Genomic DNA, 13,392 nt, shown 5'->3' on the forward strand with positions numbered 1-13,392 from the left:
TGGGTTGCATAAAGTATTCGATGTTCGCTCGGCTGGGTGTGAGGCCGGGATGATCTTGCGAAATTGCGCATCAGGCCGGTCTGCGGGTATGACTGTCGCCACAGCGAGCGAAGGACGCAGCAATGATGCAGATAGAGGATCCCGATGCCGGTGGCTGTTTCGCGGTGGGGCTGGACCGGTCGAGCAAGCCGTTCAATGCCGGCACCCTGAACCGGCTGGTCGCGGCCCATGGTGGCGCTTATACCTTCACCGCCGGCGCCGACTGGCAGACGAGCCAGCATTGGCGGCACTGGGACGATGCCGTGGCGGCAGAGGCCGCCGCGCCGCGCCCGACCGTGCCGCATCTGGCGTTCGACAGCCCGGCCGCGGCGCGGTTCCCTGAGGGCTTCACGCTGGTCGCCGTCGAGCTGACGGATGACGCGGTCGATCTGCCGGCCTTTCGTCATCCGCCGCGCGCGGTCTATGTTCTGGGGCCGGAGCGGGGCATGCTGGCGCCGGAATTCCTCGATCGGGCCACGCATGTGGTCAAGATCCCGATGCGGTTCTCGCTGAATGTCGCGATGGCGGCGAGCCTGGTGCTGTTCGACCGGCTGCGCTCGCGGGAGCGTGCCGGCGCGGTTCAGCGGCTCAACCGCCGCCGGGCCGAAGCGGCTGTGCGGGCGTTCCTGGATCAGAACCGGGCGCTGCTGGCAGCCCCGCCGCCGCCTTATGCGGATTGACCGTGGATGCACCGGCGGGGGGCGCCATGAACGGGCGCAGCAGCAGGGCGGCCGGCCCGGCCCGGCCGTCCCGTGCGGCTGCGGTGTCATCCAGCCCGATCACCATCGCATCATGGCCGGCGGCCGGCACGGGGCGGGCGGTGCCGAACAGACGGTCCCACAGTGTGAAGAAGAAGGCGTAATTGCTGTCGGTTTCGCGCCGCACGGCTGAATGATGCACCCGGTGCCAATCCGGCGTGGCGATCAGCCGTGCCAGGCGACGGTCGACGGTCGCGCCCAGGTTCAGATCGGCATGGTTGAACAGCGATGCCGCGTTCAACGCCACCTCGAATGCCAGAACCGCGATGGCCGGCACGCCCAGCAGCCAGATCACCGCGATCTTCCACGCCATCGACAGCAGAATCTCCACCGGGTGGAATCTGAGGCCGCTGGTGACGTCGAGCGCCATATCCAGATGATGGATGCGATGCAGTCGCCACAGAACCGGCACGCGGTGCATGACCAGATGCTGGGCCCAGACCGCCAGATCCAGCAGAACGAAGCCTGCGGGCACCGTCGCCCAGGCGGGCAGGCCGATCGCCGCGAACAATCCGGCGCCCGATGCCTCGGCCACCAGTGCCGCACCCACTGCCGCTGCCGGAAACACCAGCCGCAGCACCAGTGTGTCGGCCAGCGCCAGCCCCAGATTGGCGACCCAGCGGCGGCGGCGTTCCAGCTTGCGGGTGCGGCCCCGCCGCGGCCATCGGCGTTCCGCCAGCGCGAAGCCTGCGAGCAGCACGGCAAAAACGCTGCCGCGGATCAGGGCTTCGGCGGCAATGATGTCGAATGACGGCGGCATCATGAGGGGCGGGAACCAGCTTGGCAGGGACACGAGGTCGATGGCGGGCACATGTGTGGCCCCGACTATGGCCCGACCCTGCGGCTGCGTCACCTGACGATCGCGTGAACGGCGGTGGCGTCCGGCCGGCCGATCATCGGAAACGGCGCCAGAAGGTCGCGGAAGCGGGCGGCGCAGGCATCCCAGGTGAACCGCTCGGCATGGGCGCGCGCGGCCTGGCGGCCGGCGCCGCTGCCGGACAGGGCCAGCGCGCGGGCGATGGCCTGTCCCAGATCGTCGTCCAGCGCCCCGGTACCGGCTGCCACATCGACCACATCGACCGGGCCGGTGACGGGAAAGGCCGCGACCGGCACCCCGCTCGCCATCGCCTCCAGCATCACCAGACCGAAGGTGTCGGTGCGGCTGGGGAAGACGAAGACATCGGCCTGCGCATAGGCCCAGGCGAGGGCGGCGCCCCTGCGCAGCCCCGGGAACACCGCCGCCGGGTAGCGGCGCATCAGATCGGCCCGCGCCGGGCCGTCGCCGATCACGATCCGCGTGCCGGGCAGGCCGGGTGCCTGCAGGAATGCCTCAAGGTTCTTTTCGACCGCAACCCGTCCGACATACAGCAGCCAGGGGCGTGGCAACGTGCGCAGGGCTGCCAGCGCCTCATCCCCTGCCGGGCTCTGTGTGTCACGCAGGGCCGGTGAGAAGCCGTCGAGATCGACCCCGCGACACCACAGCGCCACCCGCGTAAAGCCCCGCGTCGCCAGCTCGTCGGCCAGAGAGGGGGTCGCGACCATGGTCCGGGCGCCGGCATTGTGGAAGCGTCGCATCATGGCATAGGACAGGCCGACCGGCAGTCCGGTGCGGGCGGTGACATATTCCGGGAAGCGGGTATGAAAGGCGGTGCTGAACGGCACGCGGTTACGGATCGCCCAGCGGCGGGCGGCCCAGCCCAGCGGGCCTTCGGTCGCGATGTGCAGGGCATCGGGGCGATGCGCCAGGATCCGGCGGCCGACCATGGCAGGTGTCGCCAACGCCAGCCGGATTTCGGGATAGGTCGGGCAGGGCAGGGTGCGGAACGCCGCCGGTGCGATAACCTGGACGTTGCAGCCCCGCTCGGTCAGCAGGTCGACCATCCGGCCCAGGGTGCGCACCACGCCGTTGACCTGCGGTGCCCAGGCGTCGGTGACCAGCACCAGATGGCGGGGCGCGCCGATGCCGCTGGCGATAGGGCGGGCCTGTGGCAGATCGGGAAGCGCCGCCGAAGGCCCGGTCATGCCACGGGCTCCTGATTGGCGGCGGGCTCGCGACGCCGGCCTGCTGCAGGCTCCGGCAGACGTGCCGGGGGCTCGGGCAGAAGTGCTGGGGGCAGCGTATGGTTGCGGCGGGTGCGGGCGCGGGCCAGGGCCACCAGTTCGCGGCGGCGGGTACGTGCGCCCCAATCCAGAATCTGCAGACGGCCGCAGTCGCTTTCGACGATCGCGGTGCAGCTTTCCACCCAGTCGCCGTCATTCGCATAGACCATGCCCTCGGTCTCGCGGATGTCGGCGTGATGGATGTGGCCGCAGACCACGCCATCATAGCCGCGTCGGCGGGCTTCATCGGTGACCGCCTGTTCGAAGCGGTTGATGAAGTCGCAGGCTTCCTTGACGCGGCTCTTGAGATAGGCCGACAGCGACCAGTAGGGCAGATGAAGCTGGCGTCGGGCCACGTTCAGCCAGCGGTTCACGCGCAGGGCCAGGTTGTAGGCGACATCGCCCAGAAGTGCCAGACCGCGCGCATAGCGCACGACCATGTCGAAGGCGTCGCCATGCACGATCAGGAACTTGCGGCCGTCGGCCAGGCGGTGTTCGGTTTCACGCACCAGGGTGATATTGCCGAACTGCATGCCGGCATAGGCCATGAGGCATTCGTCGTGATTGCCGATCACCCAGGTGACACGGGTGCCGGTCTCGGCTTTGGCCAGGATCGCCTGAACCACGGCATTGTGCGGGCCGTCCCAGAACCACGACCGTTTCAACCGCCAGCCATCGACGATGTCGCCGACCAGGAACAGATGATCGCAGTCGACCGTCGCCAGAAAGTCGAGCAGAAGGTCGGTCCGGCAGAATCGGGTGCCGAGATGGGTATCGGAGATGAAGACGGTGCGATAGCGGCGGCGTCCGCCACCATCACCACCTGATCCGCCACCACCTGATCCGCCATTGCCGCCTGGATTGTCGCCGCCGGGGCCTTGCGGGCGTTCGCGGGCGCGGGGCGGCTGCTGGTGGGGGGGCTGGCCGGCGGAGTGTCCGTCGGGACGAAATGCCAGGGGAGGCAGGGCTCGTGCGACCGTCATCGGGAACACCCTCCGGGCAACAGGCGCCGGGGGTGGCGGGACACCATCCCGTGACGCGCATCACTGTCTCGGAAACGAGTTCTAGGCCGCGATCCGCTCCGCTTTTATGGCGTGGGGGTTAAGATCCGGTGACGCTGGCACAATTTCGGGCCAAGGGGCCACCCTGCCCGGCCAGGGGGGCACAATGCCCGATCAGGGGCCCGGACATCGGCGGCGGCGTATAAAAAAAGGCGACAGCCGGAGCTGTCGCCTTTTCGAAAGCATCTGTGGTCCTCAGGCCCGACCGTCCGGTTGCCCGTCCGCTCAGCCCATGGCCCTGCCGATCAGTCGGCGGGGACGAGGTCCACGGCCTTCTCACCCTTGCGTTCGGTCAGGACGCTGTATTCGAGGCGCTGGCCCTCGTTCAGCGTCGACAGTCCGGCGCGCTCAACGGCGCTGATATGGACGAACACGTCCTTTCCGCCCTCATCGGGAGTGATGAAGCCATAGCCCTTGGTGCTGTTGAACCACTTGACGGTACCGGTCGACATGTCTGGTCGCTCTTCCTGGTCTTGATGACCCGCCCCCGCAATGGTGTCGCGGGCGGAGGCCGGGTGCGATGATGGAGGCGGGGTTGGACCGGACGTCGTACGGTGCCGGCTTCAGAACCTGGCCTTCCCATCGGATGACCCAAGGCCTCTGGCCGCCGGCGGCCGCCGCAATGTCATCGGTGCGGCCGGTCCGGGGAGGCACGTCCCCTGATCCTGCCGGCACCTTCCGGTACGCGCACTCCTGTTCCCACGAGCCCCGGCCTCAAAGGACCGGAGCCGCCCGCCTGCGCCGTCCGGGCGGATGAACCGCCCGCCGTCCGCAATCAGGCGTCTTCTGCAGATCGGGCCTGGAACATCCGGCGGCCACCAGCCGGATGTCCAGCCATGCCGATCTGCGGAAGCTCTTCATCTGTGGTGCCGGTCTGGCACCACATCGGACCGGGGGTCCGGATCCCCCCGTGGTCGCCATCCGGTCTCCGGTCCGAAACTTGGCAGCACTCAGTCGGCCGGAACCAGGTCCACCGCCTTCTCACCCTTGCGCTCGGTCAGAACGCTGTACTCAAGACGCTGACCCTCGTTCAGCGTCGACAAGCCGGCGCGCTCAACGGCGCTGATGTGCACGAACACATCCTTGCCGCCCGTGTCAGGCGTGATGAAGCCGAAGCCCTTGGTGCTGTTGAACCACTTGACGGTACCGGTCGCCATGGCGCATCGCCCTTCTCATACGACTTTAGAAGCGCCGGCCATTTCCCCGGGCCGGGCGCGACTTGATGTAAGGAGGAGGCGATGAGAACCGGTGCGACTCCGAAAAGGTTGCCGAGGATCCGCAACAACGATACTCGCAAGGCGCGAACAGGCGCACAAGGTATTCTGCCGCAGGTTTGGTAACCGCTTTCGGGGAAACTGTTCGGCGATGTCGCCGTGCCGTTGCCTGAACGGATAGGTCTGGAGCCGCGCTGACGGGATCCGATAGACTTGCCGGACGGGGGCTGGGGGCGAATTCGCCTGCCGGTACGCGCGCGCTCCTGATTCCTGAGGTTCCGCCGGAACCCCCGTTCATCATGGCGCAAACTGACGTCCCATGACGACGGATGGTCCACCTGCGGGCCACCGCCGTTTCCGAACGATGACTTCAAGCACTATAGGCGCGTCCGACGCAAGATGCGATACCAAAATGACCCCGGATGATCCCGCATCGGTCTGGAAACGCCCGATTCAGGCGGTCGCCTGAGTGATGCGGCGGGCCGCGTCGAGCAACGCCGCACGGTGCGCGACTGTGCGGCTGCCCGCGATATGGGGGCAGGCCGGCGACCGGAATTGCAGCGATGCCGAGGCCATCAGCCATCTGCCTGAAGATGACATCCGTACCGTCCGGAAAATCAGAATGAACCAGATGAGACGCGCGCGGCTTGATCCGCGTCAAGGGCGGCACGTTGTGCCGGTGACATGATGCCTGTCGCATGGTGCAATGATGCGGTGCAGCAGCAGGCAGAGGAGACCAGGGTGGCGGACACAGTGCCGACGACAACCGACGGAGCGGGGCGGGTCACGGCCGTGCGCGGCGCCGTGCTCGACATTCACATCGAGGACGGCGATCTGCCCCGGATCGGCCATGTCGTTGAAATCGCGGATGGTGACGCAGCGGTGATCCTGGCCGAAGTGCAGTCGCATCTGGACCGGTCCCATGTCCGTGCCATTGCTCTGATGCCGACCGGTGGCCTGCGTCGGGGAGCCGTCGTCCGCCAGACCGGCGGCCCGGTGCTGGTGCCGGTGGGCGATGCAGTGCTGGGCCGGCTGCTGGATGCCGCCGGCCGTGTTGCCGATCAGGGACCACCCCTGCCTGATGACGTGCTGCGTGCGCCGATCCTGCGCGCCGCACCGGCTCTGGCCGATCAGACCGCCGCGACCGATGTGTTCGAGACCGGCATCAAGGTGATCGATCTGCTGACCCCGCTGGCCCATGGCGGCAAGGCTGCGATGTTCGGTGGCGCCGGGGTTGGCAAAACCGTGCTGGTGATGGAGCTGATCCAGGCTATGGCCAGCGGCTATCAGGGGATTTCGGTGTTCGCCGGCATCGGCGAGCGGTCGCGCGAGGGGCATGAACTGCTGCTCGACATGCGACAGTCCGGGGTTCTGGCGCGTACGGTTCTGGTGTTCGGCCAGATGAACGAGCCGCCCGGCGCCCGCTGGCGCGCGCCGATGACCGCGCTGGCGGTGGCCGAGCATTTCCGCGACGTGCGTGGCCGCAATGTGCTGTTGCTGATGGATAACGTCTTCCGTTTCGTCCAGGCCGGCATGGAGGTGTCGGGCCTTCTGGGGCGGTTACCATCGCGTGTTGGTTATCAGCCGACGCTGGCATCGGAAGTGGCAGCCCTTCAGGAGCGGATCGCCTCCGTCGGTGGTGCTGCGGTCACAGCGATCGAGGCGGTCTATGTTCCGGCGGACGACTTTACCGACCCGGCGGTCACAGCGATTGCCGGCCATATGGACAGTCTGGTGGTGCTGTCGCGCGGCATGGCGGCCGAGGGCATGTATCCGGCGGTCGATCCGATCGCCTCGTCCTCGACCCTGCTCGATCCGCTGATCGTGGGCGAACTGCATGCCCGCACGGCCGAACGGGTGCGGCGCACCATCGAACACTACCGCGAGCTTCAGGACGTCATCTCCCTGCTGGGGATGGAGGAGCTGGGTGCCGAGGACCGGCGGCTGGCCGAACGGGCGCGCCGTCTGCAACGCTTCCTGACCCAGCCGTTCACGGTGACGGAAGCCTTCACCGGCACCCCCGGCCGTTCGGTGAAACTGGCCGATACCATCGCCGGTTGCCGCGCCATTCTGGACGGTGACTGCGACGACTGGCCGGAAGACAGCCTGTACATGGTGGGCGATCTGGAAGAAGCGCGCGCGCGGCTGGCGGCATCATGAGCACGCGGCGATATCTGCATCTGATCCTGACCACACCGGCGGCGATGCTGCGTGATCTCGACGATGTGACGGCGATCCGTGCCGAGGATGCCAGCGGCGGCTTCGGTGTGCTGCCCGGCCATGCCGATTTCCTGACCGTGCTCGATGCCTCGGTGGTGATCTGGCGGCGGGCGGATGGTGGCTCGGAATGCTGCCTGATTTCCGGCGGTCTGCTGAGGGTCGAGGGCGGCGGCCGGGTGTCACTGGCGGCGCGGGAGGCGATCTTCGGCCAGGGTCCGGGCGCCTTGCGGGCAGACCTCGCCAACCGGCGCGCGGCCCTGGACGATGATGACCGTCAGGCCCGGACCGCACAGCTGGCGCTTCAGGCCCGCGCCGTGCGCCAGATGCTGCTGCATCTGCGCGAAACCCCCCGGGAGCCCGCGCCATGACCGCACCTGCAGAACGTGATCCGCCCGATGCCGGCGACGATGCCCCGGGCAGTCCGCGCAGCCGTGCCCAGGACGCCCGCATGGCCGCCGCCGCCGACCGGCAGGCGGCACGTGAGCGGGCGGCAAAGGCCGATCACGAGGCGGGTATCGGCACCCGCCTTGGCCAGATCGGCGTGCTGGGCTGGATGATCGTGACGCCGATGCTGCTTGGCCTGCTATTGGGCCGGTGGCTCGACCGGCTGGCGTCGAGCGGGATCACCTTCGCGGCCGCGCTGCTGCTGCTGGGGGCGGCGCTGGGGTTGTGGTCGGCCTGGAAATGGATGCAGCGCCGATGATCGACATCATCACCGCCATCGACCGCGACATCACCCATCTGTCGGCCGTGGCGTCGACCCTGCCGACCGCATTGCAGGTGGTTCTGGCGGTGGTTGCCGGCTTCGTGCTGGGGCAGGTGCATTTTCGCGGCCTCGGCCGGGCGATCACATTGTTCGGCCAGGGTCGCACCCTGCCGGCGCTGGCCTGGCAGATCGGGCGCTTCCTGGTGCTGATACCGGTTCTGGTCCTGGCGGCGACGCTGGGGGCGGCCGTGCTGCTGGCGGTGGCGGCGGGTCTGCTGATCGCGCGCCATCTGGTGGTCGCGGCCGCACGCCGGCAGGATCGGGAGCGGGCAGCATGATCCAGTCGCCGCTCGAAACCCCGGTCGCCTTCCATCTGGGGCCGGTCGCGATCACCCAGCCGGTTCTGACCACCTGGGGGATCATGATTGTTCTGGTTCTGGGGGCGGCACTCGCCACCCGGCGGCTGCGGCTGCAGCCGGGGCAGCTTCAGGCATCGCTCGAACTGATCGTGCAGACGCTCGACAGCCAGATCCGCGAGACGATGCGGCTGGACCCCGCGCCGTTCCGGGCGCTGATCGGCACTCTGCTGATCTATATCCTCACCGCCAACTGGTCGTCGCTGGTGCCGGGCATCGAGCCGCCGACCGCCCATATCGAAACCGACGCGGCGCTGGCCGGCATCGTCGCCGTGTCGGTGGTGGTGGTCGGCGTGCAGCGCCGCGGCTGGCGCGGCTATCTGAAGACCTTTGCCGAGCCGAGCTGGATCATGATCCCGCTCAATCTGGTCGAACAGGTCACCCGCACCTTCTCTCTGGTGGTGCGCCTGTTCGGCAATGTCATGAGCGGGGTGTTCGTCATCGGCATCGTGCTGTCGCTGGCCGGCCTGCTGGTGCCCATCCCGCTGATGGCGCTCGATATGCTCACCGGGGCCGTCCAGGCCTATATCTTCGCCATTCTCGCCATGGTGTTCATCGCCTCGGGGCTGGAGGGAGAGGCCGATGCGCCGCCCGATCCACCTGCGCTGGCCGATCCACCCGCGCCGGCCGGCCCGCCGCCACTGGAACCAGAACTTCCGCCATCTGCCACTGAACGGACCCCGTCATGACCAACTGGATTGAAATCGTCAGCATTCTTGCGGCCGCCATGGCCGTGTCCTTCGGCGCCATCGGACCGGCGCTGGCCGAGGGCCGGGCGGTGGCGGCGGCGATGGAGGCCATCGCCCGCCAGCCCGAGGCGGCGCCGACCCTGTCGCGCACGCTGTTCGTGGGCCTGGCGATGATCGAGACCATGGCGATCTATTGCCTGGTGGTCGCATTGCTGGTGCTCTTCGCCAATCCCTTCGCCGGCTGATCGGGCAGGGCGATGCATATCGACTGGTGGACGATCGCCATCCAGGCGGTCAATGTCCTGATCCTGATCTGGCTGCTGAGGCACTTTCTGTTCCGGCCGGTGGCCGGGATCATCGAGCAGCGCCGGCTTGCGGTGGTCGCGGAGATGGACGCGGCGGCGGCCGCACGCAGCCAGGCCGATGCGCTGGCGGCCAGGGCCCGCGAGGACCATGATCGCCAGCAGGCGAACCGCGCGGCGGCCACGGCCCTTGCCACCGCCGATGCCGCCCGTGCCGCGGCGGCGGTGATCGCCAAAGCCCATGCCGACGCCGATGCCATCATGGCGCGCGCCGCCGACGATGCGGCACGTCTGGCCCAGGCGGGGGCGGCCGACACGGCGCGGGGTGCGCAGGATCTGGCGGTCCGGATCGCCGGACGGCTGCTCGATCGCCTGCCGCCCGCGGCGCGCATCGATGGCTTCGTCGACGGCTTCGCATCGGCACTTGCCGCTCTGCCGGCCGATCTGCGTGCCCGGCTGGCGACGGGGCCGGTGGATGTGGTGGCGGCGGTCGCCCCCGACCGGGAGACGTCGGCACGCCTTGAGACGGCGGTACTGGCGGCACTGGGCCGCGCCACCCCGGACACAAAGGTCCGCGTCACGGTCGATCCGGCCCTGATCGCGGGGCTGGAACTGGTCGCCGATCATGCCGTCGTCCGCAACAGCTTCCGGGCCGATCTGGCCCGGATCACCGAGGAACTGGCCAGACCATGACCGGGGCTGACGACAGGACGTTCGAGAACGGCGGCGGCGACCGCGACCAAGACGGAGACGGCGGCTGGGTCGCACGCGCGGATGCCCGTATTGCCGGGGCTGCAATCGGCCCGGACACCGAGGCGGTGGGCCGGATCGAGCATATGGGCGATGGTATCGCCCTGGTCTCGGGGCTTCCCGATCTGCGGCTGATGGAGCTGCTTGATCTGGGGGCGGGACGACGGGGCTTTGCGCTGACGCTCGACACCGGTCATGTCGGCGCGGTGCTGATGGATGACGGCGCCGATCTCGGCGCCGGCGACGCTGTGCGCGGGACCGGCCAGGTGGTGACCGTGCCGGTCGGGCCGGGCCTTCTGGGCCGGGTGCTCGACCCGCTGGGCCGGCCGCTGGATGGCGGCGGTCCGGTCGATGCCGCCGGGTGGATGCCGGTTGAACGGGCGGCGCCGACGATCATGGACCGCGATCTGGTCACCCAGCCGGTCGAGACCGGCGTGCTGGTGGTGGATGCGCTGTTTGCGCTGGGGCGCGGACAGCGTGAACTGATCGTCGGCGATCGCGCCACCGGCAAGACGGCGCTGGCGGTGGATGCGATGATCAATCAGGCGCGGGGCGACATGACCTGCGTCTATGTCGCGGTCGGGCAGCGGGCATCCGCGGTCAAGCGGGTGATCGAGGCGGTGACCCGGTTCGGCGCGCCGGAGCGCTGCGTGTTCGTGGTGGCGGCCGCCGGTGCGCCGGCCGGGCTGCAATGGATCGCCCCCTTCGCCGGCATGACCATCGCCGAGGCGATACGCGATGCCGGCGGCCACGCGCTGGTGGTGATCGACGACCTGACCCGCCATGCCGCGACCCATCGCGAGCTGGGCCTGCTGACCCGTGAACCGCCGGGACGCGAGGCCTATCCGGGCGACGTGTTCTATCTGCATGCCCGGCTGCTGGAACGGGCGGCGAAGCTGTCACCGGCCCTGGGGGGCGGCTCGCTGACCGCCCTGCCGATCGCCGAGACCGATGCCGGCAATCTGTCGGCCTATATTCCGACCAATCTGATCTCGATCACCGACGGCCAGATCGTGCTGGACCGGGGGCTGTTCGCGGCAGATCAGCGCCCGGCGGTGGATGTCGGGCTGTCGGTCAGCCGGGTGGGCGGCAAGACCCAGACCCCGGCGCTGCGCAAGGCCGTGGGGCGGTTGCGGCTGGATTACGCCCAGTTTCTGGAGCTTGAAATGTTTACCCGCTTCGGGCGGATGACCGACACCCGGGTACGGGACCGCATCCACCGGGGCGAGGCGATCCGCGCCTGGCTGCGTCAGCCGCGCTTCGGTGCCCTGCGGCCGATCGACGAAATCGCGGTTCTGGTGGCGCTGTCGGCGGGGGTGTTCGATGCCGGCGGTGCAGCACTTGTCGATCGGGTCCGGCCGCTGCTGGCGGCACATCTGGATGCCCATGCCGGCGATGCCGCCCGCGCGATCGCGGCAGGGCAGGCGCTCGATGACGCGACCCAGGCAAAGCTGGTCGAGGTGATGCGCGATCTGGTGGCTGGTGCCGCTGCGGCGCCGGCGCGATCGGTGGTGGGCGGGGCATGAGTGGCCGGCTGCACGATATCGAAGCCCGGATCGGCACGGTCCGGCAGCTTCAGGCGATCGTCACCGCCATGCGCGGCATCGCGTCGGCGCGCGCGCGGGAGGCGCGGACGCGGCTGCCGGCGGTTCAGGCACATGCCGCCGTCATCCGCCGGGCGATGGCCGATGTGCTGGCGATGGCCCCGGATGCCGGCACGGCCGATGCGTCGGGCACCGTCGGGGCCGGGGGTGCTACCGTCCTGGTGATCGTGACACCCGATCAGGGGTTCGTGGGCGGGCTGCCCGACCGCCTGATCGACGAGGCGGTGCGCGCCGCCGGCCGCCACGCGGCCATAGAGTGGATGATGATCGGCGACCGCGGCCTGATGCTGGCGACGGCACGCGGGGTGGACATCCGCTGGTCGACCCCGATGTCGGCGCATGTCGACGACATCACCACGCTGGCCGATCATCTGGCATCGGCAATCTATGCCCGCATGGCCACGGGCGCTGTGTCCGGCGCGGAAATCGTCCATGCCCGGCCCGATGCCGACATCCTGTGCCGGCGGCTGGTGCCGTTCGATCTGGGGCGCGTGACCGACACGGCGCGGGTTGCGCCATCCCCCCTGCCGCCGCTGATCACCATGCCACCCGCACAATTGCTGGCGGGGCTGATTGGCGAGCATGTCTTCGCGGATCTGTGCGAGGCGCTGCTTCTGGCCTATGCGGCGGAAAACAACGCCCGTATGACCGCCATGATCGCCGCGCGCAGCGGCATCGACCGCCGCTATGACGATCTGACCGGCCTTGCCCGACGCATCCATCAGGATGACATCACCGCCGAAATCCTTGAACTGGCGACCGGCGGCTTCGCCATGGCCGGCCGCGAGGGCTGAGATCAAGGGGCGTTCCGTGGCGCGCGATGTCAGGTCGCGGAACTGCTCGGCGGGGTGGTTTCCACATCGGCCATCCAGGCGGTGACGTCTTCTTCAAGCTGGTCGACCGAGCGGTCGAGCTCATCAAGGCTATCCTTGCCCGCATCCACACGGCGCTTGAGATTGCGATAAGACTGGTTCAGGTCACGATAGCCATCCGACAAGGCGCCGCCATCATTGCCGTCGCCATGCAGCTTTGCCGCCTGCATTTCAAGCATGGCCCCGACATCCTGAAGCTTCTTTGCGATCCGGTCGTGGTTGTTGCTGCTATCCACTGCGCTTCATCTCCAGGTGTGTTTGCATCGATGGTTGGGACATCGATTGTCTGAAGGATCTGGTGTCTGAAAGATCTGGTCGCGCCGCCATCCGAGGAAAAGGCCAGACGCGCGGATGCCCTGATGAAGACGCAAGCCGGCCACCAACCCGTGCATCGTCACCGGCCCCCCCGTCATGGACCGGTGTTGCGGCAAGCTGCAACATTATCGGCCTTTCACATAAGAGAGGGGTATCTTTGGGGCCAGATGAGACGACCATCCGCCTGTGCCCAACCGGCATGAGCCACCACGGCATCATGCCAGCCATAAGCCAACGGATATCCTGCCGGGCAATGGCGTTGCCCGCGGGGATGTCCCGCCCGATGTTGAAAAGGGCTCGGCGGACGTCGCTGGTTGATGAGGCTATGCAGCCTCGCAGACGGGGT

At 68.5% G+C, this 13,392-nt stretch carries 16 protein-coding genes; 10 read left to right on the forward strand and 6 right to left on the reverse strand.

Going from position 1 to position 13,392, the window contains the following annotated elements:
• Nucleotides 1-122 precede the first annotated feature (122 nt).
• Nucleotides 123-719, forward strand: coding sequence for a TrmH family RNA methyltransferase (locus tag IEW15_RS12200; RefSeq protein WP_188578208.1), 597 nt, complete (start codon nt 123-125; stop codon nt 717-719).
• On the opposite strand, the gene IEW15_RS12205 is transcribed toward IEW15_RS12200, so the two are convergent.
• The 5 genes from IEW15_RS12205 to IEW15_RS12225 all read right to left on the reverse strand — a co-directional run bounded on the left by IEW15_RS12205 (nt 628) and on the right by IEW15_RS12225 (nt 5,115).
• A complete protein-coding gene (locus IEW15_RS12205; RefSeq protein ID WP_188578209.1) occupies nt 628-1,560 on the reverse strand; it encodes a sterol desaturase family protein in 933 nt (310 codons plus the stop codon). The two genes, IEW15_RS12200 and IEW15_RS12205, sit on opposite strands and share 92 nt — an antisense overlap.
• Before the next feature lie 86 nt (nt 1,561-1,646).
• A complete protein-coding gene (locus tag IEW15_RS12210; RefSeq protein WP_188578211.1) occupies nt 1,647-2,819 on the reverse strand; it encodes a glycosyltransferase family 4 protein in 1,173 nt (390 codons plus the stop codon).
• A complete protein-coding gene (locus IEW15_RS12215; RefSeq protein WP_188578212.1) occupies nt 2,816-3,880 on the reverse strand; it encodes a UDP-2,3-diacylglucosamine diphosphatase in 1,065 nt (354 codons plus the stop codon). The genes IEW15_RS12210 and IEW15_RS12215 overlap by 4 nt, the downstream gene beginning before the upstream one ends.
• A gap of 323 nt (nt 3,881-4,203) precedes the next feature.
• The gene (locus IEW15_RS12220) at nt 4,204-4,410 is read right to left on the reverse strand and encodes a cold-shock protein (protein ID WP_188578213.1); all 207 of its coding nucleotides are present in this window, start codon (nt 4,408-4,410) and stop codon (nt 4,204-4,206) included.
• A 498-nt stretch (nt 4,411-4,908) separates the two neighbouring features.
• A complete protein-coding gene (locus IEW15_RS12225) occupies nt 4,909-5,115 on the reverse strand; it encodes a cold-shock protein (protein WP_188578215.1) in 207 nt (68 codons plus the stop codon).
• 744 nt (nt 5,116-5,859) lie between these two features.
• Between IEW15_RS12225 and atpD the strand changes: the two genes are divergently transcribed.
• Genes atpD through IEW15_RS12270 form a run of 9 tightly spaced genes read left to right on the forward strand, consistent with a single transcriptional unit; the run spans nt 5,860 to nt 12,653 of the window.
• Nucleotides 5,860-7,332, forward strand: a complete 1,473-nt coding sequence (gene atpD / locus IEW15_RS12230; RefSeq protein ID WP_188578256.1) for a F0F1 ATP synthase subunit beta — start codon at nt 5,860-5,862, stop codon at nt 7,330-7,332.
• Nucleotides 7,329-7,760, forward strand: a complete 432-nt coding sequence (locus tag IEW15_RS12235) for a F0F1 ATP synthase subunit epsilon (protein WP_188578217.1) — start codon at nt 7,329-7,331, stop codon at nt 7,758-7,760. Before atpD ends, IEW15_RS12235 begins: the two co-directional genes overlap by 4 nt.
• Nucleotides 7,757-8,095 carry an AtpZ/AtpI family protein gene (locus IEW15_RS12240; RefSeq protein ID WP_188578219.1) on the forward strand — a complete coding sequence of 113 codons (339 nt, stop codon included), beginning with the start codon at nt 7,757-7,759 and terminating at the stop codon, nt 8,093-8,095. The genes IEW15_RS12235 and IEW15_RS12240 overlap by 4 nt, the downstream gene beginning before the upstream one ends.
• Nucleotides 8,092-8,436: an N-ATPase subunit AtpR gene (locus IEW15_RS12245; RefSeq protein ID WP_188578221.1), complete on the forward strand. Its 345-nt coding sequence runs from the start codon at nt 8,092-8,094 to the stop codon at nt 8,434-8,436. Before IEW15_RS12240 ends, IEW15_RS12245 begins: the two co-directional genes overlap by 4 nt.
• The gene (locus tag IEW15_RS12250) at nt 8,433-9,203 is read left to right on the forward strand and encodes a F0F1 ATP synthase subunit A (RefSeq protein WP_188578223.1); all 771 of its coding nucleotides are present in this window, start codon (nt 8,433-8,435) and stop codon (nt 9,201-9,203) included. The genes IEW15_RS12245 and IEW15_RS12250 overlap by 4 nt, the downstream gene beginning before the upstream one ends.
• Nucleotides 9,200-9,448 (forward strand): F0F1 ATP synthase subunit C, encoded by a 249-nt coding sequence (locus tag IEW15_RS12255; protein ID WP_188578225.1) that lies wholly within the window; start codon nt 9,200-9,202, stop codon nt 9,446-9,448. The genes IEW15_RS12250 and IEW15_RS12255 overlap by 4 nt, the downstream gene beginning before the upstream one ends.
• 12 nt (nt 9,449-9,460) lie before the next feature.
• On the forward strand, nt 9,461-10,198 hold the full coding sequence (locus tag IEW15_RS12260; protein WP_188578227.1) for a F0F1 ATP synthase subunit delta: 738 nt from the start codon (nt 9,461-9,463) through the stop codon (nt 10,196-10,198).
• The gene (locus tag IEW15_RS12265) at nt 10,195-11,781 is read left to right on the forward strand and encodes a F0F1 ATP synthase subunit alpha (RefSeq protein WP_188578229.1); all 1,587 of its coding nucleotides are present in this window, start codon (nt 10,195-10,197) and stop codon (nt 11,779-11,781) included. The genes IEW15_RS12260 and IEW15_RS12265 overlap by 4 nt, the downstream gene beginning before the upstream one ends.
• Nucleotides 11,778-12,653: a F0F1 ATP synthase subunit gamma gene (locus tag IEW15_RS12270; RefSeq protein ID WP_188578231.1), complete on the forward strand. Its 876-nt coding sequence runs from the start codon at nt 11,778-11,780 to the stop codon at nt 12,651-12,653. The genes IEW15_RS12265 and IEW15_RS12270 overlap by 4 nt, the downstream gene beginning before the upstream one ends.
• 29 nt (nt 12,654-12,682) lie before the next feature.
• Here the strand turns inward: IEW15_RS12270 and IEW15_RS12275 are convergent, their stop codons facing one another.
• Nucleotides 12,683-12,967 carry a hypothetical protein gene (locus IEW15_RS12275; protein ID WP_188578233.1) on the reverse strand — a complete coding sequence of 95 codons (285 nt, stop codon included), beginning with the start codon at nt 12,965-12,967 and terminating at the stop codon, nt 12,683-12,685.
• Nucleotides 12,968-13,392: the final 425 nt, after the last annotated feature.

This window comes from Tistrella bauzanensis, from assembly GCF_014636235.1.
GTDB lineage: Bacteria > Pseudomonadota > Alphaproteobacteria > Tistrellales > Tistrellaceae > Tistrella > Tistrella bauzanensis.

Coding starts and splice junctions, on each gene's coding strand:
- IEW15_RS12200 (WP_188578208.1), top strand. CDS start 123: ATGATGCAGATAGAGGATCCCGATGCCGGTGGCTGTTTCGCGGTGGGG.
- IEW15_RS12205 (WP_188578209.1), bottom strand. CDS start 1,560: ATGATGCCGCCGTCATTCGACATCATTGCCGCCGAAGCCCTGATCCGC.
- IEW15_RS12210 (WP_188578211.1), bottom strand. CDS start 2,819: ATGACCGGGCCTTCGGCGGCGCTTCCCGATCTGCCACAGGCCCGCCCT.
- IEW15_RS12215 (WP_188578212.1), bottom strand. CDS start 3,880: ATGACGGTCGCACGAGCCCTGCCTCCCCTGGCATTTCGTCCCGACGGA.
- IEW15_RS12220 (WP_188578213.1), bottom strand. CDS start 4,410: ATGTCGACCGGTACCGTCAAGTGGTTCAACAGCACCAAGGGCTATGGC.
- IEW15_RS12225 (WP_188578215.1), bottom strand. CDS start 5,115: ATGGCGACCGGTACCGTCAAGTGGTTCAACAGCACCAAGGGCTTCGGC.
- atpD (WP_188578256.1), top strand. CDS start 5,860: ATGCCTGTCGCATGGTGCAATGATGCGGTGCAGCAGCAGGCAGAGGAG.
- IEW15_RS12235 (WP_188578217.1), top strand. CDS start 7,329: ATGAGCACGCGGCGATATCTGCATCTGATCCTGACCACACCGGCGGCG.
- IEW15_RS12240 (WP_188578219.1), top strand. CDS start 7,757: ATGACCGCACCTGCAGAACGTGATCCGCCCGATGCCGGCGACGATGCC.
- IEW15_RS12245 (WP_188578221.1), top strand. CDS start 8,092: ATGATCGACATCATCACCGCCATCGACCGCGACATCACCCATCTGTCG.
- IEW15_RS12250 (WP_188578223.1), top strand. CDS start 8,433: ATGATCCAGTCGCCGCTCGAAACCCCGGTCGCCTTCCATCTGGGGCCG.
- IEW15_RS12255 (WP_188578225.1), top strand. CDS start 9,200: ATGACCAACTGGATTGAAATCGTCAGCATTCTTGCGGCCGCCATGGCC.
- IEW15_RS12260 (WP_188578227.1), top strand. CDS start 9,461: ATGCATATCGACTGGTGGACGATCGCCATCCAGGCGGTCAATGTCCTG.
- IEW15_RS12265 (WP_188578229.1), top strand. CDS start 10,195: ATGACCGGGGCTGACGACAGGACGTTCGAGAACGGCGGCGGCGACCGC.
- IEW15_RS12270 (WP_188578231.1), top strand. CDS start 11,778: ATGAGTGGCCGGCTGCACGATATCGAAGCCCGGATCGGCACGGTCCGG.